Below are 20,679 nucleotides of genomic sequence, written 5' to 3'. Positions count from 1 at the left end.
GTTCAAATAAAAAAAATGCCGATTAAGAACAAAAAAACACCCCTCATCAACGGATTTTTGATCCTGCTAGGAGCTATTTTTTTATTGTATTCTATCCTTATAGAGACGGTAAATGTCTATTTCAAGACCTTGGGACTGCTGTCTCTTATGTTTGGGGCATACCGAGCAAGCAATCATTGGGTGCAACACAAAGACGATCATTTGAATGATGAAGAAGAATAGCATATGTCTGGATTTAAAATAGGTGATCGGGTATTGGTGTTGGACGATGATTTTGGCGGGGTGGTCGCTTTCGCGAAAGCGGAACAAATAACCATATTAACAGATGAAGGCATAGAAATATCGTACCATCGAAGGGAGTTGATTTTAGACAGGTCTTTCAAAGTTTCCCATGTGGTGCGCAAGGAAGAACCTGCGCCTAAAAAACCAAAAACAAGACAGGTTTCTAGAAAAAAAGCGGCTTTTATTCCAGCCGTTGAAGTGGATTTACACATTCACCAACTGGTAACATCAGAACGTGGAATGGATGCTTATGACAAACTAAATCTTCAAGTAGATACCGCAAGGCATCAAATAGAATGGGCCATCCAAAACCGCATTCCAAAACTCGTTTTTATACATGGAGTAGGCCAAGGAGTGCTCAAAGAAGAACTTTATTTTCTCTTTCAGCGGTATGAACACATTAAGTTTTATGACGCCGATTACCAAAAGTATGGTCGCGGTGCTACTGAAATATACATCCACCAGAACCCGTAAAAGGGGGGGTGCAACTCAATTCAATAGCTTCCTTTAGAAAATCTCCAAAAGGATAGGTTTCAAAAACAATTTCTTCTAGCTCATTTTGTAAGCTCAGATTGGTAATACTGATGCGCAGTTGGGTGATGCGTTGTATACTATGCTCGCGGTATTGGACGATTATTGGATTAGCTGATGCGCTAACAGAAAAGTCTCGGTAATTAGGAACGCTAGAGCCAATGGCAATATCATTAGTAGGATCTAGATCGCGATTGGTATCTTCGTTAATGGTAAGCACGCCATCTCCATCATCATCAGTATCTAAATAATCTGGTATTCCGTCTCCGTCAGTATCCCTGCTAGCAGCTATATTTACACTTCCATCGGTGTTTAAAACAACCCCTTCTTGAGCAGTTGGCACATTATCCCCGTCATCATCAATATCTAGGTAATCTGGGATACCGTCACCGTCACTATCTTGACTAGATATGGGATCAATCACACCATCTATAAATACAGCTCCTTCTGCAGTGGCTGGAATACCGTCATTATCATCATCAGTGCGTGGTTCAGTTGTTATATAAATACCTCCAGCCATGGCGGTGTATACTTCTGTGACACTTGGAAAACTAGGTGGGATGCTGTTACAGTAATAATTAGATCCTGGGGCGGCATTGAATTTCCGATATTCAAATGTATTGGGTCCGTTAGGTGTTATTGGGAATGGTCCATAGTCTCCCTCTAGGTTCAAGACATCTTCTGGAGTAGCAAATTGCAACACCAAGCTTTCAAAATTGGTATTTTCGTTTTTATAAAAAACATAATTATACACACTACCTGAGACAAGAGTAGGGTCACAGGCTTCTACGCTAGCATCTTCAAAATCAAAATCATTAGTAATGATATCTCCATCATCACAGCCTATTAAAATTATAGGGAAAATAAGGTACAGCAGTTTTTTCATGGTTACAAAAGTAGTGAATCATATTAAAGCGCTAAAGGGTCATTTTTATTGTAAATAATTTACTTTTGCTGATATGAAACAAGTTTATCTAGATAGCGCAGCGACCACTCAAATGAGGCCAGAAGTGATTGCGAGAATGACTGACGTAATGAGTGAAGTACATGGTAACCCTAGCTCCACGCACACGTATGGGCGTAGTGCCAAGTCGCTAGTAGAGACTGCTCGTAAAAATATTGCGGCTCAACTCAACGTTACTGCAGCCGAAATCATTTTTACCTCTGGTGGTACAGAGGCAGATAACCTCGCTATTCATAGTTGTGTACGCGACCTTGGAGTAGAACGTATTATTACCTCTTCAATAGAACATCATGCGGTTATTTACATAGTAGATTACTGTGCCGAAAAATACGGTACTGAAATCACACATGTGAAATTAAAAGAATGTGGTACGCCCAATTATACAGATTTAGAACGCTTACTTTCTTCAAGCGATAAGAAAACACTTGTTTCCTTGATGCATATTAATAACGAGATTGGGAATAAGTTAGACATTGATCGAGTAGGAGCTTTGTGTAAAAAACACAATGCATTGTTTCATAGCGATTGCGTGCAATCGATTGGGCATTATGAAATGGATTTGGCTACGTTGGCTGTGGATTTTACTGCGGTATCTGCACATAAATTTCATGGGCCTAAAGGTGTAGGTTTTGCCTTTGTAAGAAAAGGAACAGGTTTGAAACCTATTATTTTAGGAGGATCTCAAGAACGAGGTATTAGAGCAGGGACTGAGAGTGTCCACAATATTGTAGGCATGGACCTCGCTTTGAAAATGGCCTATGATAGCTTAGAAGACGATCGCGCTTATGTGCTGGATCTTAAAAACTATTTTAAAGAACAATTAGAAGCTCATGTACCTGGAGTCAAATTTAATGGAAATTGTAGCGATCATAATAACAGTACTTATACCCTGTTGAACGTATGTTTACCATGTCCAGCAGATAAAGCTGCGATGTTATTATTTACTATGGATTTAAAAGGTATTGCTTGTTCTAAAGGAAGTGCATGCCAGAGTGGTTCTCAAAAAGGATCTCATGTATTGACCAGTGTTCTTTCAGAAGAAGATTTGAACAAGCCTAGTTTGCGTTTTAGCTTTTCGATTTACAACACAAAAGAAGAGCTGGACTACGTAGTTGGTGTTTTGAAGGAGTACCTACAAGCAATGGTGGTTTAACATTCTCTAGAGAAGTTTTCATTTTTATAATCTCATGGTTTTAACTGATGTTTTCAGTGATCCATATAAAAAGCGCTCTAGTTTTTTGCAAGTCTGTTTTTAAGATTACAGCGGTTCTTCTTGCGATTTTATGTTTTAAAAAGAATGCAATCTTTACAACCTTGGAATTTAGCTTGGCGAAATCAGATGACCCTTTTTAAACAACACAACTCAAAAAATCAACAAATAAAAAGGCGATTTTCCTATCTGATTTTTTAATTTTACCTCATACCTCATACCTCATACCTCATACCTCATACCTCATACCTCATACCTCATACCTCATACCTCATACCTCATACCTCATACCTAGGTTAAACAAACTACTCTTCTTAAGCTTAATAGTCTCTCATTGTCTCACCTTAAGTACATTCAACCAGTCCTCAATATGGACCTTTGTTGGGGACCTATCCGTTCATAAACTAGCTCAAACTTTTACTCGCTGAACATCTTGGCTAATAACATCTTTTATGCTAGTTGAGGCAGAAGAGCTCTATCAAAAATTGACATAAACGGGGTATATTATCAAATCTAGAACTCAACAAAGTTATTGCTATCCTTATAATATATTGATAAACTAGGATTTAGATAGCAATCTATTTATAAAACCTAAGATCATCCACAGACTCATCATCTTCATAAAATGTTTAAAGGTGATTAATAACAAGTATTTGGACCCATCTCAAAAGAATCATATAATGTCTCAGTCTTTCTGTTAATGGAACACTACAACTCTTGAATGGCCTTATATAAATACACTTATTCATTTGCATATTGCTCTAAATACCTCTTAAACAATTAACCATTACTGAATACGATCCTGTATCATTTGATGCAAATCAAATCTTTAGGAGAACTTATTTACAATATATACCACATTTATCAAACTATAACACCACAGCAGATAGAAACTTAAAAGAAACAAATAATCTCATTGCTTAATGGATTTAATCTTAATAATCTGTATCGTTTTTCATCATACCTCATCCCTCATCCCTCATCCCTCATCCCTCATCCCTCATACCTCATACCTCATCCTACAACTTAGCAATCAGTCTTAAATTAAAAACTCTAGGAGTTAACCTTACTGGAACGGCGTATTGCGCACTAGTAGCAACATCTCTTACCCAAAGATTAGAAATATTGTTTTCATAATCAAAAATATTAAAGATTTGAGCACCTATAGAGAGTTCATCAAAATTCTCTAACCAACTGCCTTGTCTCGCTTTCTTCTTGTCGTCTACCAATACAAATTGCACCCCTAGATCTGCTCTAAAATAGTCTTTTAAACGGAACTGGAAATCATAAGGATTTGCATAGCTAGGGGATCCGCCAGGTAACCCAGAGCTATAAACCATGTTGATATACGCTTTTAGATTAGGGATGTTAGGAACGTAGTCTTGGAAGAGAAAAGCTACTTTAAGTCGTTGATCTGTAGGTCTGGCTATAAAACCACGTCCGTTTAGATTTTCCTCTGTTTTTAAATAGCCTAAAGAAATCCAACTTTCGGTTCCTTTGATAAACTCACCGGCCAGTCTTACATCCAGACCGTAAGCATAAGCAGTTGCTTCGTTATTTGCTCGGTAGCGTATCCTTACATTTTCTAAGGTATAGGTGTTCACGTCAGTTAAGCTCTTGTAATAGGCCTCACTAGTCAATTTAAAAGGTCTTTTTTCTCCATCTTCTGTAGTCCAGTCAAAACTCCAATCATTTCCTAAAACAACGTGCACTGATTTTTGAGCTTTTACGTCTGGATTAACCACCCCTTGTTGATCTCGTAATTCTCGGTAAAATGGGGGTTGGTAATACAGACCAGAAGAGAATCTAAACAGCATATTGGTGTTGGTCCAGTGAGGCTTTATAGCTATTTGCCCACGAGGAGAAAAAACAGTTTGGGTGGTGCTGTTAATACCGCTTCCACTGACGTTCCAAGTGTGCGATCGCAGGCCAGCATTCCAGTAAACTTCGTGATCTCCTAAATAGCCACGACTGCTGTATTGAGCAAAGGCTTGCAGTCGGGTGATCTGAACATTATTATCTGCGCTTACGGCTTCAAAGGCATCAAGTGGTGCCACATAAGAGAAATAAGGCTGGTCATTTGCGGGAACAGAGGGTGGCCGGATATTAAAACCAGCACTGTCGATTACAGTGTATTCTCTTAGGCGATCTCTTATGTCTTCTGTATTGAGCTTGATGCCCCAATCCAGCTGGTCATTTTCTTTTTTTTCACTGTCAAGCTCTAATGTTCCTTTGTGCTCTAGGTTAACGATAAGCGCATCTAGATCGTTGCGTCCGTGATCCAGCTCACTACCTATTGCTCTTGTAAAATCAACTTCTCCCAGGTCATCACCACCTATATCTGTATTGGGCCGCCCGATGCGATAGCGTCCTAAAATATCAAAATGCTCCTGCTCTTGGGTATGATAAACGCTGGTTATAAAACGTAAATTCAATAGTTTATGGACATCATAACTGGCTTTTATCGCGCCAAAATAGGTCTCGTATTGATCGTTTTCTCTTCCGTCGTAATTGATGATCAAGGCTTGTGCATCATCTACAGTTCCAAAATTAGTTTGCGAAGTCAGTGGCTCAAATTCATAACTATTGATCGCAATAGTTCCTAAAAAGCTTAGCTCAAATTTTGGACTTACTTGATAGGTTAAATAGGTTTGTGCGTCTATAAAAACAGGTCTAGTGATGGCGTCAGTTTCTCTAGAATTCACAAATAGACTGTTGTTTCTATACCGCAATCCCATTATTGCGGTGGCCGCTTTCGCGAAAGCGTTACCTTCCACATAAGTATTTACCCCTAAAAAGCTAGCGTCTATTCCTGCACTAAATGTTGTAGGGCGACGGTATTCAATGTCAAGAACAGAGCTTAATTTGTCACCGTATTTGGATTGAAAACCACCCGCACTGAAATCAACATTGCGCACTAAATCGGCATTCACGATACTCAAACCTTCTTGTTGGCCACTGCGTATTAAAAAGGGTCGGTAGACTTCGATTTCATTGATATATACGAGGTTTTCGTCAAAATTTCCACCTCGTACAGCATATTGTGTGCTCAATTCATTGTTAGAGGACACTCCCGGAAGTGATTTTAAAAGATTTTCTACACCAGGTTGTACGCCTGGAATGGCTCTTATTACCTTGGGGTCTACATTGGTGATTCCAGCAAATTCTTTCGTCCTGGTATTGTTAATAGTCACGGTACCCATTTGTTCAATGGCTGTTTTTAGTACCGGATTAAATTCAAACGGGGCCCTGTCATCCAAGTCAAAATTTTGAGTAGCCGACTTAAAAGAAATCGATGTAAAAACTATGGTGATTTTCTGATTTGCTGGAACAATAAGTCTGTAAAAACCGGTATTGTCGCTTGCGGTTCCTATCCTGGTTCCTAATACATTGACGTTAACATCTGCGATAGGCTTGTTGTTTTCATCTAAGATAATTCCTTGTATGATGGCCTCTTGGGCATCAAGAAAACAGGTCGCGAGTACTGCGATAAATAGTAAGAAATTCTTCAAATTGTCGGTTTGCTTTTACGATAAAATGTAGCTTCAAATGTAGTGCTATTTCCTACATTATCAGTAAGGATCACCTTGAGTTCATTTTCAGTATCAGTAACGACCCCATCTTCAAAATCGTGTGTGAGTTCTCCAGTTTTATAATCGTATTCCATTAAAATGAACTTGCCATTAACCGTAGCTCGATATGCATCTACTCCAGTCTCTGCATCGTCTATTTTTATGGTTAATGTTGTATTATTAGTAATCCATTGCTTGTGTTTAAAGTTGACGGGTGTGATGGTAGGTGGCACGTCATCTTTACTTATAGCATAGGTCCCAAGAGTTCTGGTAGCCGCGCTTAGGGTATTTCCTCTTCTTTTGGTATTGACATGATAAACAGCACCCCATTCAGTTACTCTTCCTATGTAGTATTGTTTGATGTTGTCATTTTCTTTAGGACTGATATCATAATTGATGACCATATTTCTGTGAAGTGGAACAATGTCGCTGTGAACCTTCAGGGTATCTGCATTTTGTGAAATGTCCAAGAGCACACTCTCATAAAGCGCTCCTTTGGGAATTGTCAATGAAAAAGGACCCTTTTGCTCATTGTAAGTAATGTTGTGGTTTACATAGGTGAGTTGGCCATTTGTAGGAGATAGCAGCGCGCTTGGTCCCGAATCATTTTTGATACTCATATTGATTTCTACAGCATTTTTTTTATAGTCTTCTATAGCGATACGGTAGGCATGAGTAGTGCCAGGGTCAAAGAGTTGTAAGACGCCTTTATTAACGTGGTCTTGATACAGACTAAGCGGGCTTCCCTCAGGAATGTACAATCTAGCGATGCGACTTTTAGTAGTTTTAAAATGTTCGTAATCGATCATTTGATTGATGTATCTGGACTCGTCAAAGGCATATTGATCAAAGGTCATTTCAAAATTTTGTGTACCGTTCCAATGGGTTACTATATGATAAGTTCCGTTTTGATTAGTTGCTCCATTTTGTTGATCGCTGGTGTTGACCCCTATTCCTATTTCTCCATAAGCACTAAAAGGGGCTACTTTGAATTTACCTCCTTTTAACGGAATCAATCTTAAAAGTTGTGCTTCATGTTTTCCATTTATAGTCGAGGTTTCTTTTAATGGATACGCTTTAACTTCTTTTACAAGAGGTCTTTTAGTGTCTGGAATATCAATTCCCATCAACATTGGGTTGATAGGTCTTGATGCAGCATCTCTAATTTCAAAATGCAGGTGGGGTCCACCACTACCACCAGAATTGCCGCTGTAAGCTATCAGTTCACCCTGGTCAACCCTTAATTCTAAATCTTTAGGAAATAATTGAATGCTATAAGACTCGTTTAAATATTGCTTTTTCTTCACATAGTGTTCTATTCGAGGTGAAAATTTTTCCAGATGAGCATACACACTGGTATATCCATTAGGATGTGTGATGTAAAGCGCTTTTCCATATCCATAACGTTCAATTTTGACGCGGCTCACATATCCAGACGCAGTGGCAAGCACTTTTGCACCGGTGCGCTGATTTGTTTTAATGTCGAGGCCACTGTGAAAATGATTGGATCTCAATTCGCCAAAAGTACCACTAAGGATCAGGTCCAGATCGAGAGGGGTTACAAAATAATCCTGAGGGAGCTCGTTTAATGTTTGGCTTTCGCCAAAGCGAAATAGGCATAAGAAAAAAGCCAGAAAGCAAAAAAATGGTCTAATCATGAGTTAAAGATATAATGAGATAATCGATTAACATAAAGCTTTTCAAACTTTGTTACATTATTATTTGATTTGTCCGAAGGTAATCCTAGATTTGTAGTTACAGTATTAATTAGTTAGTATGGCTTCATTATCTTCTCAAATTACTGAAATAGAGCTAAAGATCAAGTATTTACTATCAGAGAATACTAGATTAAAGGCTCAAATGAGTGATCAAGAACAGCGTATTTATGAACTAGAAAAGGAGAATAATGCGTTGGTCCAATCGTTTAAGGAAAGTGAAGATAAAATCGTAGTGCTTAAAACGGCTAATGCAATGCTGGGTAGTGACGAATATAAAACAAAAACAAAGCTCAAAATAAATGCTTTGATTAGAGAGATCGATCAATGTATTGCACAATTGACGTAATAGTGGCAGATCAATTAAAAATAAAAATTTCAATAGCTGATAGGGTTTATCCGTTAACTATAGATCCTTCTCGAGAAGAGGGTTTGCGTAAAGCTGCAAAAAGTATAGAAGCCATGATCAAGCAATTGGAACAAAGCTATGCCGTGAGAGATAAACAAGATCTTCTCGCTATGTGTGCGTTACAGTTTGCAGCAAAATCTGAGCAAATTACCATAGATGACAGTGCCGATGTAAAACAAGCCAAAGAACAATTAAATGTTCTTAACTTGATGCTCGAAAAGCAGTTGTCATAGTCGTTCTTTAATAATAAAACAGTTACTACCTGCACTTGTTTACATTTTTTGGTGAACTCAACACGTATTTCTCTAAAAAGGGTGAGTCGTGGTTGTAAAAGCAAGCCGGACGTATGCGCCGGATCCTTGATCATCCAGTTAACCTTATAATTTATATTAAGGAGTTCATACAAAACCAAAACTTGTGCAGGTTTTTTATATACAAAAACCAATGACAGAAACAATAATATATGCCTTAGGGGCACTGGTAGTAGGTCTAGCAATAGGCTTCTTTATAGCAAAATCAATAGTTGAAAAAGGTAAGGCATCGAGCCTTATCGCTACAGCAAAAAAAGACGCAGAGTCAATTATTAAAGAGGCAGAGACCAAAGGAGAAAAAATTTCAAGTGAAAAACTTTTTAGAGGTAAAGAGAAGTTCATGGAATTAAAGTCTAAACATGAAAAAGAAATCATGTCTAGAGAACAAAAAATGAGAGATGCAGAGAAACGCACAAAGGATAAAGAGGCAACCGTTTCTAATGAGCTCGCTAAAAGTAAAAAATTAAACCAGTCGCTGGAGAGCAAACTTCAAGATGTAGAAGGAAAACGGGATTCGGTCTATAAACGAATGGAAGAAGTTGACAAGCTCCATGAATCTCAAATCAAACAACTGGAAGTCATTAGTGGAATGTCTGGAGAAGATGCAAAAATGCAATTGGTAGAGTCTCTAAAAGATAAGGCAAAGTCTGAAGCGATGGGCATCGTTCAAACAACCATTGAAGAGGCAAAATTAACCGCCCAACAGGAAGCGCGTAAAATTATTATTAACACCATTCAACGTATAGGAACAGAGGAAGCAGTAGAAAACTGTGTGTCTGTTTTTAACTTAGAAAGTGATGATGTAAAAGGACGCATCATAGGTCGTGAAGGACGCAACATACGAGCAATAGAAGCAGCAACTGGTGTGGAGATCATTGTAGACGACACTCCAGACGCCATTATTCTCTCTTGTTTTGATTCAGTACGCAGGGAGGTAGCTCGTTTATCACTTCATAAACTGGTGACTGACGGCCGTATACACCCGGCACGTATTGAAGAAGTGGTGGAAAAAACCAGAAAACAAATTGATGAAGAAATTGCTGATGTAGGAAAACGCACGGTAATCGACTTGGGAATTCACGGATTACATCCAGAATTGATCAAAATGGTAGGGCGTATGAAGTACCGTTCTTCTTACGGTCAAAACTTATTACAGCACAGTAGAGAAGTAGCAAAATTATGTGGCACTATGGCTGCAGAGCTAGGCTTAAACGCAAAACTTGCTAAAAGAGCTGGATTGTTACACGATATAGGAAAAGTACCAGAAACAGAAGATGAAACTCCTCATGCTATTCTAGGTATGAAACTAGCAGAGAAACATGGTGAAAAGCCAGAAGTTTGTAATGCTATAGGAGCTCACCACGATGAGATCGAGATGACTTCTTTACTTTCTCCTATAGTTCAGGTATGTGATGCCATTAGTGGTGCGCGTCCAGGAGCAAGAAGACAAGTACTGGATTCTTACATCCAAAGATTAAAAGATCTAGAAGACATCGCCTTTGGATTTAAAGGAGTTGAAAAAGCTTATGCGATTCAAGCCGGTCGTGAACTGCGTGTCATGGTAGAAAGTGAAAAGATTAATGATGATCGTGCAGCACAATTATCATTTGAAATTTCACAAAAAATTCAAACAGACATGACCTATCCAGGTCAAGTGAAAGTGACCGTAATTAGAGAAACTAGAGCGGTAAATATCGCTAAGTAACTTTAGAATGTCTAGTCCTAAATAAGCTATACAGATTATTAAAGAATAAATTTATTATTTAAATCTCAATGAAGCTAGCTTCATTGAGATTTTTTGATTTGTATTGTTTCATTTTGAGTTTGTTTTGATTACCCAATTTCTTTTATTAAACAACTCAAGCATTTATGCGATACCAAGAGATGACTTTAGAATGTGCTCAGCTAAATGTGTTGAAGTGTTCAGGGTAAAAGTTACACGTCACACCCATTAACCTCAAACAACTAGTAAAATGATAGCAAAAAATCCCTAAATCAATTCGCTTGATTTAGGGATTTTTAATTTTGCCTACTGCCTACTGCCTACTGCCTGCTCATCATAAATAGTAGCATAGCCTTTTTCAGGTACTTCAAAAAACCTTCCTGTAACATAGCGGTAATGTTGATCCATAGCAGCTAATTGTTTAAGATCTTCTTTGTCAAAATCTATAGTGTCTGATGCAAGGTTTTCTTTTATACGGCCTTCATTGGTGGACTTAGGAATAACGGCGGTGCCACGGCTGACACTCCAGTTGATCAATACTTGTCCGGGGCTGGCGTTGTGCTTGTTTGCTATAGACTTGATGGTGTCATTTTCTAGCATATTAGGTTCATTATCTTGTTTCATACCTTCACTACGGTCGCCACTTCCCAAAGGTGAATAAGCAGTTAAGTGGATTCCTTTTTTAGAGCAATATGCTAAAAGTTCGTTTTGTTGCAGCAACGGGTGCAATTCTACCTGATTCAATTCTGGAACTTCATCTGTTTTTGAAAGAAGGTCGTCTAGTTTTTTAATCGAAAAATTAGAAACGCCTATATGTTTTGCCTTCCCTTCTTTTTTAAGAGCTGTCATCGCATTCCAAGTTTCATGAACAGGCGCCTCTTCTGGAGAAAGATAATCTGCTGGTTTTTCTGGCATGGACGTGTCAGGTTTAAAAGCTACCGGCCAGTGGATGAGGTATAAGTCCAGGTAATCCAATTGCAGGTCGTTCAGTGTCTGTTCTAAAGCAGGAGCTACGTCTTGTTTTAAGTGCGCGTTGTTCCAAAGCTTAGAAGTGATCCAAACGTCCTCTCTTTTGATGATTCCTTTAGAAAACACCTCGCTAAAGGCTTCTCCTATTTCCTTTTCGTTTCCGTAGATGGCTGCACAGTCTATATGTCGGTATCCTGACTCTAGTGCTGTGATGACTGCTGCTTTCACCTCACCTGGTTTTGATTTCCAAGTTCCTAATCCTATTGCGGCCATTTGGTCGCCATTTTTAAACTTTAAAGTTTTCATGATCTCGTATATTGTTTGTGTTAAAGTTAGCTTTCGCGAAAGCGGAAACCAAAAAACAGCCCTCCTTTTATCAAAATTTTAGTATAAGCAATAGGCAGTGGTACTTGTCAGGATCTCAGCGTTTAACAAAGCTATTTACAATTATCAAGCTCTAGGGTGGTGTTGTTGCATCACTTTAGAAAGATGTGCGCGATCCACGTGCATATAAATTTCTGTAGTAGTAATGCTCTCGTGGCCCAGCATCATTTGAATGGACCTTAAATCGGCACCATTTTCTAATAAATGGGTAGCAAAACTATGTCTAAACGTGTGCGGACTAATAGATTTTTTGATTCCAGCTTGGATGGCTTGTTGTTTGATGATATGAAATATCATGGCTCTGGTTAATCCGGCACCTCGTCTATTGAGAAAAAGGGTGTCGCTATGCTCTGGTTTTATGGGAACATGAATGCGAACTTCGTTTTTATAGCGTTCAATAATTTTAATAGTGTAGGTTCCTATAGGCACAAAACGTTGCTTGTCTCCTTTACCAGTCACTTTTAAAAAGCCTTCGTTAAAGAATAGATCGCTTATTTTAATGCTGATCAATTCGCTGACACGCAAACCACAAGCGTAAAGTGTTTCCAGCATGGCACGATTGCGTTCTCCTTCTGGTGTAGAACGATCGATGCTGTTGATTAACAGGTCTATTTCTGTAGTGCTTAAGGTGTCTGGCAGCTTGCGTCCTGTTTTAGGAGCTTCTATGAGCGCCATAGGTTGATCTTCTCTGTAACGCTCTAAAATGAGGTATTCAAAGAACGCTTTTAAACTGCTGATCGCTCTTGCTTGAGAACGAGGTTGTACCCTTTTAGCCAATTCGTAAATATAAGTCCGTAGGCTGTCTTGAGGTATAGAAATAGGAAGGTCTTCCATGTCGTTTTCTTCCAGCCATAGGGAGAGTTTTTTTAAATCCCTCTTGTACGCTTTTATCGTATTGATAGATAATCCTCGTTCTAACTGAGAATAGATCGCAAAGTCTTTAATGGCTTGATTCCACTTCATCATGCAAAGGTAAAATTTATTAAGTAAGGCATAAGGTACTTGAATTGTTATTAAGAGTTGAGTATACTATAATGTACTGTTTACGAATAGATTGTATGTTGGTTTGAGATAAAATTAATATATAATTAACAATCTAATTCTTACATATTTATAATTTTACTATAAACTAATTTAACTTATTATGAAAAAATTATTATTATGTGCTGCAATTGCAGTTTTTGGAATGGGAATGTCTAATGCTCAGGAAGACTCTACAGGAGGACCAACTAGTGAGAGTAAATGGCTTATAGAAGCTAATACTGGAAATGCAATGTTGGGTACTACAGGCTTGTATTTTGCTTCAAGTGATGGAAGCTCTTCTTACAATATTGGATTAGATGGTGGTTACTTTATAATGGATGATCTTGCAATCAAAGCAGGATTAGGATACGGAGGTTTTAGTCCAGATCAAGGAGATGCTACAAGTTCTTTTTCTTACCGTTTAGGGGCTAAGTATTACATTAAAAGTATGATTCCAATAACATTAGACATCACAGGAGCTTCTGGCGATGAGGTGGAAAACTTTGCAGGAGAGACTCCGCTTTGGTTAGGTCTAGGAGCTGGTTATGCATGGTTTGTTAGTGATACTATTTCTATAGAGCCAGGTTTAAGATACAATTATTCATTAAATGAAGATTTCACTGATCAAGGTGTTTTTCAATTTAACGTAGGATTTGCTCTTTACTTCTAAGGCTACTCTTATTCAATATTACAAAAGCAGTTCTTAACGGAGCTGCTTTTTTTATGTCTCGCTTTCGCGAAAGCGGAATAACCAATATCTTTACTCCATGAAAATACTCCTCCTTAACGGTCCTAATTTAAACTTGCTAGGCAAACGTGAACCTGAAATTTACGGTTCTCAAACTTTTGAAGACCATTTTACAGCACTACAATTCCAATTTAAAGAAGTGGAGCTGGGCTATTTCCAGTCCAATATAGAAGGAGAGATCATCGATAAACTTCATCAAGCAGAGGAAGATGGTTTTGATGCGGTGATCTTAAATGCCGGGGCCTATACACATACGTCTGTAGGTATAGGAGATGCCGTGGCTGGAATTAGGACACCTGTGGTAGAAGTACATATTTCTAACGTGATGGATCGAGAGGAATTTAGACACCTATCTTATATTTCAAAACATGCTGTCGGAGTGATCAGTGGTTTTGGACTTAAAGGTTATGAACTTGCGGTGACGAGTTTTATTTAATCTGCAGATGAGAGATCATAAAAAAGCTCGTATAGAATTTATTCTATACGAGCTTTTAATTTTAAGGCTTTAAAAATTATAGACCAGGGTAACTTCCTGTTATAATTTCAATTCCATCGATGATATAACCTACAAAAAAGAAACCAAAGGTTAAGATGAACAACACGTTCCAGTACCATGGACTTTTCAAGAACCAACGGTGTGCTGCAAATCCTCCGAGGAAAAACCATAAGAGCAAAGCAATAGTTTGATCTTCTGACCATGCAACAGCGGCAGGAGAAGTTAGTGTAGCAGTAGATTCTTCTACGTTAGTACCGTCTTCTAGTGTCACTACCTGTGTCTGTACTTGTCTTTCTACTGGAAAGGATGCAAATGCAAAAGTGCTTAGCATCATAAATATGCTCATAAGAGCTATAGTTAATTTTGTTTTCATAAATACTTAGTTAGTTGTTTATATTTACCCAAATATATACTTTTTTATGAAATATAAATTATTTGTCGTGTTTTTAATGTTCTGTTTTACTACTGTTTATGGTCAGACCTATGAATATTTAGGCCTTTTAAAACTAGCAGATAGTTCTATGATCCCTTATAGACTGGACTTTAAAGAAGTCGATGGTAAAATTTCTGGCTATTCCTATACTGACCTTAATGGCCAACACGAAACTAAGGCTGCTATAGTAGGTAGGTATGATGATAAAGAAAATTTGTTGGAATTTAGAGAAGTGGATATCATCTATACCAAGTCAGATATCCAACAGCTGGATTTTTGCAATGTGTATTTTACAGGTAGCATGAGAAAATTAAATGGTCGCTCAAAAATAGACGGTAACTTTAAAGGGTATTACGATGATTTAACCAGCTGTATCGATGGTGAACTGGTCATGGCAGCAGCTGAAAAAATTCAGAAACGCACGGATAAATTTCAAAAACGAGTGGAACGCTTGGACCGCATAGCCGACAGTGTCAAGCAAAAGATCCATATGGATAAAATGTTCAATCGGTATGCAAAAAACGATTTAAAAGGAGGAGAGCGATTAAACATTTTCTGGAAAGAAAAATATTTAAAATTAATTATTTGGGATGATGGAGATGTAGACGGTGATCAAATAGACCTGACCATTAATGGAAATAAGATATTAAGTGCTTACAGTCCTATTGCTAAAAAGAAAGAAATGGAGTTGACCTTAATAGATCCTGTGAACACCATTTCACTTAAGGCAATTAGCTTGGGAAGAAAACCACCTAATACTGCCAAAATTCAATTGATGAAAAAAAACGGCGAACTCATTGATCTGGCCTCTAATCTTCAATTAGGCGAGGAAGTGACATTTGTGTTTTACAAAGAAAAACCAAGCCTTAAGAAGCTCTAATTAATAAGGTTAATTATTGGAATAAGCGCCTGCAAATCTCTGCAACGTTAAATCTAGCATGATCGCTAGACACTTCTAGTAAGTAACTATTTTTTAATCAGGCCAAATAAAATCCCCAATTTTACTTGTTTGAATTGGGGATTTTATATGTTCAGCTAACAGCTAACAGCTAACAGCTAACTAAAGGTGTATCACCTCACCATAAGCATCTGCAACAGCTTCCATAACCGCTTCACTCATCGTTGGGTGTGGATGAACTGTTTTTAGAACCTCATGTCCTGTAGTTTCTAATTTTCTTGCGATAACCGCTTCAGCGATCATGTCGGTAACTCCTGCACCTATCATATGACATCCTAACCACTCGCCATACTTTGCGTCAAAAATTACTTTTACAAATCCTTCTTTAGTTCCTGAAGCACTTGCTTTTCCAGAGGCACTAAACGGGAATTTACCAACTTTAATTTCGTATCCAGCTTCTTTTGCTTGCGCTTCGGTCATTCCTACACTAGCAATTTCTGGATTGGAATAGGTACATCCTGGGATGTTTCCATAATCTAATGGTTCCACGTGCATGTTAGCTATTTTTTCAACACAAAGAATACCCTCGGCGCTGGCGACGTGAGCTAGTGCTGGACCAGCAGTAATATCACCTATAGCATAATATCCAGGTAAATTAGTTTGGTACCATTGGTTCACCAGTACCTTACCTCGATCTGTAGAGATTCCGACTTCTTCAAGACCTATGTTGGCAAGATTAGTTTCAATACCTACAGCACTAAGAACTACGTCTGCTTCGATTACTTCTTCTCCTTTTTTAGTTTTTACCTTTACTTTTACGCCATCTCCAGAAGTATCCACACTAGTCACTTCGCTAGAAGTCATTACGTTGATTCCGGATTTTTTGAAGCTGCGTTCCATTTGCTTAGAAATATCAATATCCTCCACAGGAACAATACGGTCTAGATACTCAATAATAGTAACTTCAGTTCCCATCGCATTATAGAAATAAGCAAATTCGACACCTATTGCTCCAGAACCTACAACAACTAGTTTTTTAGGCTGCTGCTTTAACGTCATGGCTTCACGATAGCCTATTACTTTCTTACCGTCTTGGGGTAAGTTAGGAAGTACACGAGATTTTGATCCTGTAGCAATAATAATATGATCTGCTTCTACAGTTGAGGTAGATCCATCTTCAGCTTTCACTTCGATTTTCTTACCTTTTTTTATCGTACCGTAACCCATGATTACGTCAATTTTATTCTTTTTAAGAAGGAACTGCACCCCTTTGCTCATTCCATCAGCCACATCGCGACTGCGTTTTACAACAGCAGTAAAATCTTTATCTACATTATCTGCTTTAAGACCGTAATCTGCAGCATGGTTAAGGTAATTGAACACATCAGCACTTTTTATCAGTGCTTTAGTAGGAATACAACCCCAGTTCAAACAAACGCCACCTAGAGATTCTTTTTCAATTATAGCCGTTTTTAACCCTAGTTGAGACGCACGTATTGCCGTTACATATCCGCCAGGTCCACTGCCTAAAACGATCACATCATATTTACTCATATCAGTCATTTTTTAAGAGTAACAAAAATATGGAATAAAGTCCAACGGATTGTAAATTTGCACAAGCTTATTATTATGTATAAATCACTTATTAGACCCTTGTTATTTGCTTTTGATCCAGAGGCAGTACATTACTTCTCCTTCAGCAGTATTAAAATTTTAAATAAAGTACCTGGTTTTAGTGCGCTTTCGCGAAAGCTATTTAAAAAAAATCACCCTGCGCTTAAAAGAGAACTCTTTGGTTTAAGCTTTGAAAACCCTGTGGGAATGGCTGCGGGATTTGATAAAGACGCCAAAGCCTTCAAAGAATTTTCAAATCTAGGGTTCGGATTCATAGAAATAGGAACGCTCACACCTTTGCCACAAGATGGAAATCCTAAGAAACGTCTTTTTAGATTAAAAAAAGATCAGGCGATTGTCAATAGAATGGGATTCAACAATGGTGGAGTAGATGCTGCTGTGGAGCGCTTAAAGAAAAATCCTAAATTAGGTCAACCCAATCACGTGTTGATAGGTGGTAACATAGGTAAGAACAAAGTCACTCCTAATGAAGAAGCGGTAAACGATTACATCATTTGTTTTGAAAAACTCTTTGATCACGTGGATTATTTTACGGTAAATGTAAGCTCGCCTAACACACCAGGATTGCGCGAGTTGCAGGATAGAAAACCACTCACTCATATTTTGCAAACACTTCAAGACTTGAACAATGTAAAAGAAAATAGAAAACCTATTCTCCTGAAAATCGCACCAGATCTTACCGACGACCAACTACTGGATATCATAGGAATAGTAGAAGACACTAAAATAGATGGAGTGATCGCATCTAACACCACCATCTCTAGAGAAGGATTGCAATCAGCAGAAGAATTAGTTCAACAAGCCGGCGGACTCAGTGGCGCACCTTTAACTCATCGAGCGACAGAAGTGATTGCTTTTTTACATCAAAAAAGTAAGGGAGCTTTTCCTATCATCGGAGTAGGTGGCATCATGACGGCACAAGATGCCATTGATAAAATAAATGCTGGAGCTAGTCTGGTACAGTTGTATACGGGCTTTGTTTATGAAGGTCCTAACTTGATTAAGGAAATTAATGAAGCCATTCTCAAAACAAAAAAACTTCCTTAAATTCTTAAGAAAGCTTTTGATTTTATTTTCACTTTTTGTTTATGGCGCAGCAATTATCGATGGGTCTGGAATTTCTATAGACGATTCTTTTTTGCATTCTTTCCTGTCAGAACATGAACTACATTGGCATTGTCCTCCCCATATCGAGGCATCACAACCGTAACTGCATGAAGATTTACAAGTGCATTTTTTACCAGTTAGCTCAAAGCCCATTTCAGTTTGAAACATTTGTACATTAACTTTCATGTTGCCATCAACTGCGATGGCAGTAATAGCGTATTCAGTTTCATCGTCTGGATTCTGTAGTAGTTGATAATCAGTGAATTCAATTATTTCATCTGAATTTAAGAGCTTACCTGAAATAAAATCTTTAACTTTTAGGGTTGTAAGATTAGCAGATTTACCTTGAGTAGTTATTATAGTGTAGTTAAAGGCAAATGGATCAGATAGACCTTTCTTTTGAAATGTCGTTTCAAAAGATTCAAGTTCAGTTTGGGTTGAGTCTTTTTCACAAGAAGTGAAAAGTAAACAACCAATAAAAGCTGTTAATAAAAGTCTGATTTTCATAATATTAATTTAAAATTATGATTAAAATTATGATTAAAATTATGATTAAAATTATGATTAAACAAACTAATTATTAAAAATATTAAGGAAAATGCTAGAAACCTTGATCTCTTTTGCCTTCGCAACTTTAATTCTTGCACTATCTCCAGGACCAGATAATATTTTTGTACTCACACAATCAGTTGCAAGAGGTTCTAAATATGGAATCGCCATTGCTAGTGGGTTGATTACAGGCTGTATTGTTCATACATCCATTGTTGCCTTCGGTTTTGCAGTAATTATCAGAGATAATGACTGGTTGCTGTATTCTATAAAAATAGCTGGGGCCATTTACTTACTTTATCTCGCTTTTAAAATATACCAATCAGATTCTTCTATTGAATTTGGTGACTCTAAAGCGTCTTCTCAAAGTTTATGGAAACTTTATAAAATAGGAATCACCATGAATTTGCTCAACCCTAAAGTCACTTTATTCTTTCTTGCCTTATTACCTCAGTTTATTAGAACAGACTCCTTTCCAGATTGGATACAGATTTATATGTTAGGTGGTGTTTTTATGTTGGTTTCTTTGTTGGTTTTTTACGCACTGGCCTTAGTCGCAGGGAAAGCAGCAAGTTTTATTAAATCATCCACATGGTTTGCACCGGTCATGAAATGGACACAACTAGTTGTTTTTATCGGGATAGCTGTGGCCCTATTGCTACAGTAAACGTTAAAATAAAGAGGGGAACACCAATAAATTAAGGTGATGCTAGCGATATTGAATTCACTTCCGCTGAAAGAGTTAGGTCAAGGGCGAGGATAGTTTTATTATTATATCTTTCATTATTAAAATACTGAAGCAATAAATCCTTTTCGCAAACCTTTGCGTAAGCTTATATTTGCAATTCCATGGAAAAGGTGAAAATTATAGAATGTCCTCGAGACGCGATGCAGGGAATAAAAGAATTTATTCCTACACATTTGAAAGTGCAATACATTCAGTCACTATTGCGTTGCGGCTTTGATACTATAGATTTTGGGAGTTTTGTTTCCCCTAAAGCCATACCTCAAATGGTCGACACGGCAGAGGTTATTTCCAAATTAGACTTTTCAAAAACCAATTCAAAATTACTAGCGATTGTAGCCAACTTGCGCGGTGCTCAAGCGGCTTGTGAACATCCCGAAATTCAGTATTTGGGTTATCCATTCTCTATATCTGAGAATTTTCAGATGCGCAACACTCATAAAACTATTAATCAAAGTGTGATATTGCTGCAGGAGATCATTGATCTCGCTCAAAAAAATAATAAAGAATTAGTTGTTTATATTTCTATGGGCTTTGGCAATCCTTACGGTGATCCATGGAATGTGGAGATCGTAGGAGAATGGACAAATAAATTGTACCGAATGGGGGTCAGGATCTTATCGCTTTCGGATACGGTAGGCAATTCAAATCCGGAGAACATTGCCTACCTTTTCTCAGATTTGATTCTAAAATATCCAAATATTGAATTTGGTGCGCATTTACATACCACTCCTTCTTCTTGGCACGAAAAAATAGATGCGGCATATCAAGCTGGATGTAGGAGGTTTGACGGTGCAATTCAAGGTTTCGGTGGTTGCCCTATGGCAAAAGATGAACTTACGGGTAATATGCCTACAGAAAAAATGCTAAGCTATTTCAATACGGTACAGGCAGATTGCAATATTAGGCCTATGTCTTTTGAAAGTAGTTATAACGAGGCAACAAAGATTTTTACAAAGTATCATTAATGCTATC

Annotated in this window: 20 protein-coding genes and 1 other RNA gene; 13 read left to right on the top strand and 8 right to left on the bottom strand. The window is 37.8% G+C overall.

Annotated elements, in window-relative coordinates:
* The first annotated feature begins 15 nt into the window (after positions 1-15).
* Together KG732_RS01040 and KG732_RS01035 are read left to right on the top strand one after the other, a co-directional pair.
* Positions 16-222: a hypothetical protein gene (locus KG732_RS01040; protein ID WP_213520365.1), complete on the top strand. Its 207-nt coding sequence runs from the start codon at positions 16-18 to the stop codon at positions 220-222.
* A 3-nt stretch (positions 223-225) separates the two neighbouring features.
* Positions 226-756 carry a Smr/MutS family protein gene (locus tag KG732_RS01035; RefSeq protein WP_213520363.1) on the top strand — a complete coding sequence of 177 codons (531 nt, stop codon included), beginning with the start codon at positions 226-228 and terminating at the stop codon, positions 754-756.
* Here the strand turns inward: KG732_RS01035 and KG732_RS01030 are convergent.
* Positions 725-1,699, bottom strand: a complete 975-nt coding sequence (locus KG732_RS01030) for a hypothetical protein (protein ID WP_213520361.1) — start codon at positions 1,697-1,699, stop codon at positions 725-727. The two genes, KG732_RS01035 and KG732_RS01030, sit on opposite strands and share 32 nt — an antisense overlap.
* Positions 1,700-1,772: 73 nt before the next feature.
* On the opposite strand from KG732_RS01030, the gene KG732_RS01025 reads away from it, so the two are divergent.
* A complete protein-coding gene (locus KG732_RS01025; RefSeq protein WP_213520359.1) occupies positions 1,773-2,930 on the top strand; it encodes a cysteine desulfurase family protein in 1,158 nt (385 codons plus the stop codon).
* A gap of 1,076 nt (positions 2,931-4,006) precedes the next feature.
* On the opposite strand, the gene KG732_RS01020 is transcribed toward KG732_RS01025, so the two are convergent.
* Both KG732_RS01020 and KG732_RS01015 read right to left on the bottom strand, forming a co-directional pair.
* Complete coding sequence (locus KG732_RS01020; RefSeq protein ID WP_213520357.1) at positions 4,007-6,499, bottom strand: TonB-dependent receptor; 2,493 nt, start codon at positions 6,497-6,499, stop codon at positions 4,007-4,009.
* Positions 6,496-8,217, bottom strand: coding sequence for a M23 family metallopeptidase (locus KG732_RS01015; RefSeq protein ID WP_213520355.1), 1,722 nt, complete (start codon positions 8,215-8,217; stop codon positions 6,496-6,498). The genes KG732_RS01020 and KG732_RS01015 overlap by 4 nt, the downstream gene beginning before the upstream one ends.
* Before the next feature lie 118 nt (positions 8,218-8,335).
* On the opposite strand from KG732_RS01015, the gene KG732_RS01010 reads away from it, so the two are divergent.
* From KG732_RS01010 to rny, 4 genes are all read left to right on the top strand, one after another.
* Positions 8,336-8,623: a hypothetical protein gene (locus KG732_RS01010; RefSeq protein ID WP_213520353.1), complete on the top strand. Its 288-nt coding sequence runs from the start codon at positions 8,336-8,338 to the stop codon at positions 8,621-8,623.
* 2 nt (positions 8,624-8,625) lie between these two features.
* Entirely contained in the window at positions 8,626-8,916 is a 291-nt protein-coding gene (locus KG732_RS01005; protein WP_213521170.1) for a cell division protein ZapA, read from the top strand.
* 55 nt (positions 8,917-8,971) lie between these two features.
* Positions 8,972-9,083, top strand: a non-coding RNA gene (ssrS, locus tag KG732_RS01000) — 6S RNA.
* A gap of 44 nt (positions 9,084-9,127) precedes the next feature.
* The gene (gene rny, locus KG732_RS00995; protein WP_213520351.1) at positions 9,128-10,699 is read left to right on the top strand and encodes a ribonuclease Y; all 1,572 of its coding nucleotides are present in this window, start codon (positions 9,128-9,130) and stop codon (positions 10,697-10,699) included.
* A 324-nt stretch (positions 10,700-11,023) separates the two neighbouring features.
* Here the strand turns inward: rny and KG732_RS00990 are convergent, their stop codons facing one another.
* Positions 11,024-11,992, bottom strand: a complete 969-nt coding sequence (locus KG732_RS00990) for an aldo/keto reductase (protein WP_213520349.1) — start codon at positions 11,990-11,992, stop codon at positions 11,024-11,026.
* Between the two features lie 144 nt (positions 11,993-12,136).
* Positions 12,137-13,033 (bottom strand): site-specific tyrosine recombinase XerD, encoded by an 897-nt coding sequence (gene xerD, locus KG732_RS00985; RefSeq protein WP_213521168.1) that lies wholly within the window; start codon positions 13,031-13,033, stop codon positions 12,137-12,139.
* A 181-nt stretch (positions 13,034-13,214) separates the two neighbouring features.
* On the opposite strand from xerD, the gene KG732_RS00980 reads away from it, so the two are divergent.
* Together KG732_RS00980 and aroQ are read left to right on the top strand one after the other, a co-directional pair.
* Positions 13,215-13,763 (top strand): hypothetical protein, encoded by a 549-nt coding sequence (locus KG732_RS00980; protein ID WP_213520347.1) that lies wholly within the window; start codon positions 13,215-13,217, stop codon positions 13,761-13,763.
* Between the two features lie 97 nt (positions 13,764-13,860).
* A complete protein-coding gene (gene aroQ, locus KG732_RS00975) occupies positions 13,861-14,277 on the top strand; it encodes a type II 3-dehydroquinate dehydratase (RefSeq protein ID WP_213520345.1) in 417 nt (138 codons plus the stop codon).
* A 76-nt stretch (positions 14,278-14,353) separates the two neighbouring features.
* On the opposite strand, the gene KG732_RS00970 is transcribed toward aroQ, so the two are convergent.
* Complete coding sequence (locus KG732_RS00970) at positions 14,354-14,710, bottom strand: TM2 domain-containing protein (RefSeq protein ID WP_213520343.1); 357 nt, start codon at positions 14,708-14,710, stop codon at positions 14,354-14,356.
* A 46-nt stretch (positions 14,711-14,756) separates the two neighbouring features.
* Between KG732_RS00970 and KG732_RS00965 the strand changes: the two genes are divergently transcribed.
* Positions 14,757-15,650 (top strand): hypothetical protein, encoded by an 894-nt coding sequence (locus KG732_RS00965; RefSeq protein WP_213520341.1) that lies wholly within the window; start codon positions 14,757-14,759, stop codon positions 15,648-15,650.
* Between the two features lie 180 nt (positions 15,651-15,830).
* On the opposite strand, the gene lpdA is transcribed toward KG732_RS00965, so the two are convergent.
* On the bottom strand, positions 15,831-17,222 hold the full coding sequence (lpdA, locus tag KG732_RS00960) for a dihydrolipoyl dehydrogenase (protein WP_213520339.1): 1,392 nt from the start codon (positions 17,220-17,222) through the stop codon (positions 15,831-15,833).
* A gap of 75 nt (positions 17,223-17,297) precedes the next feature.
* Here lpdA and KG732_RS00955 point away from each other — a divergent pair, with 75 nt between their 5' ends.
* Complete coding sequence (locus KG732_RS00955; RefSeq protein WP_213520338.1) at positions 17,298-18,350, top strand: quinone-dependent dihydroorotate dehydrogenase; 1,053 nt, start codon at positions 17,298-17,300, stop codon at positions 18,348-18,350.
* A 39-nt stretch (positions 18,351-18,389) separates the two neighbouring features.
* Here KG732_RS00955 and KG732_RS00950 read toward each other — a convergent pair whose 3' ends face one another.
* On the bottom strand, positions 18,390-18,917 hold the full coding sequence (locus KG732_RS00950) for a hypothetical protein (RefSeq protein WP_213520336.1): 528 nt from the start codon (positions 18,915-18,917) through the stop codon (positions 18,390-18,392).
* Positions 18,918-19,008: 91 nt separating this feature from the next.
* Between KG732_RS00950 and KG732_RS00945 the strand changes: the two genes are divergently transcribed.
* Positions 19,009-19,626 (top strand): LysE family translocator, encoded by a 618-nt coding sequence (locus KG732_RS00945; RefSeq protein ID WP_213520334.1) that lies wholly within the window; start codon positions 19,009-19,011, stop codon positions 19,624-19,626.
* A gap of 182 nt (positions 19,627-19,808) precedes the next feature.
* Positions 19,809-20,672 carry a hydroxymethylglutaryl-CoA lyase gene (locus tag KG732_RS00940; protein ID WP_213520332.1) on the top strand — a complete coding sequence of 288 codons (864 nt, stop codon included), beginning with the start codon at positions 19,809-19,811 and terminating at the stop codon, positions 20,670-20,672.
* The last annotated feature ends 7 nt before the right edge of the window (positions 20,673-20,679 follow it).

Source organism: Nonlabens sp. (genome assembly GCF_018401815.1).
Taxonomy (GTDB): Bacteria; Bacteroidota; Bacteroidia; order Flavobacteriales; family Flavobacteriaceae; genus Nonlabens.
The sequence above is the reverse complement of the archived record's forward strand: the minus strand, read 5'-3'. Positions and strand labels throughout refer to the sequence as shown.

Bases quoted from the DNA above. Each gene is read 5' to 3' on its own strand.
- KG732_RS00965 (WP_213520341.1), top strand. From the start codon at position 14,757: ATGAAATATAAATTATTTGTCGTGTTTTTAATGTTCTGTTTTACTACT.
- KG732_RS01030 (WP_213520361.1), bottom strand. From the start codon at position 1,699: ATGAAAAAACTGCTGTACCTTATTTTCCCTATAATTTTAATAGGCTGT.
- KG732_RS01040 (WP_213520365.1), top strand. From the start codon at position 16: ATGCCGATTAAGAACAAAAAAACACCCCTCATCAACGGATTTTTGATC.
- KG732_RS00950 (WP_213520336.1), bottom strand. From the start codon at position 18,917: ATGAAAATCAGACTTTTATTAACAGCTTTTATTGGTTGTTTACTTTTC.
- aroQ (WP_213520345.1), top strand. From the start codon at position 13,861: ATGAAAATACTCCTCCTTAACGGTCCTAATTTAAACTTGCTAGGCAAA.
- KG732_RS00980 (WP_213520347.1), top strand. From the start codon at position 13,215: ATGAAAAAATTATTATTATGTGCTGCAATTGCAGTTTTTGGAATGGGA.
- xerD (WP_213521168.1), bottom strand. From the start codon at position 13,033: ATGAAGTGGAATCAAGCCATTAAAGACTTTGCGATCTATTCTCAGTTA.
- KG732_RS00990 (WP_213520349.1), bottom strand. From the start codon at position 11,992: ATGAAAACTTTAAAGTTTAAAAATGGCGACCAAATGGCCGCAATAGGA.
- KG732_RS01015 (WP_213520355.1), bottom strand. From the start codon at position 8,217: ATGATTAGACCATTTTTTTGCTTTCTGGCTTTTTTCTTATGCCTATTT.
- KG732_RS00940 (WP_213520332.1), top strand. From the start codon at position 19,809: ATGGAAAAGGTGAAAATTATAGAATGTCCTCGAGACGCGATGCAGGGA.
- KG732_RS01035 (WP_213520363.1), top strand. From the start codon at position 226: ATGTCTGGATTTAAAATAGGTGATCGGGTATTGGTGTTGGACGATGAT.
- rny (WP_213520351.1), top strand. From the start codon at position 9,128: ATGACAGAAACAATAATATATGCCTTAGGGGCACTGGTAGTAGGTCTA.
- KG732_RS00955 (WP_213520338.1), top strand. From the start codon at position 17,298: ATGTATAAATCACTTATTAGACCCTTGTTATTTGCTTTTGATCCAGAG.
- KG732_RS01025 (WP_213520359.1), top strand. From the start codon at position 1,773: ATGAAACAAGTTTATCTAGATAGCGCAGCGACCACTCAAATGAGGCCA.
- KG732_RS01010 (WP_213520353.1), top strand. From the start codon at position 8,336: ATGGCTTCATTATCTTCTCAAATTACTGAAATAGAGCTAAAGATCAAG.
- KG732_RS00945 (WP_213520334.1), top strand. From the start codon at position 19,009: ATGCTAGAAACCTTGATCTCTTTTGCCTTCGCAACTTTAATTCTTGCA.
- KG732_RS00970 (WP_213520343.1), bottom strand. From the start codon at position 14,710: ATGAAAACAAAATTAACTATAGCTCTTATGAGCATATTTATGATGCTA.
- lpdA (WP_213520339.1), bottom strand. From the start codon at position 17,222: ATGAGTAAATATGATGTGATCGTTTTAGGCAGTGGACCTGGCGGATAT.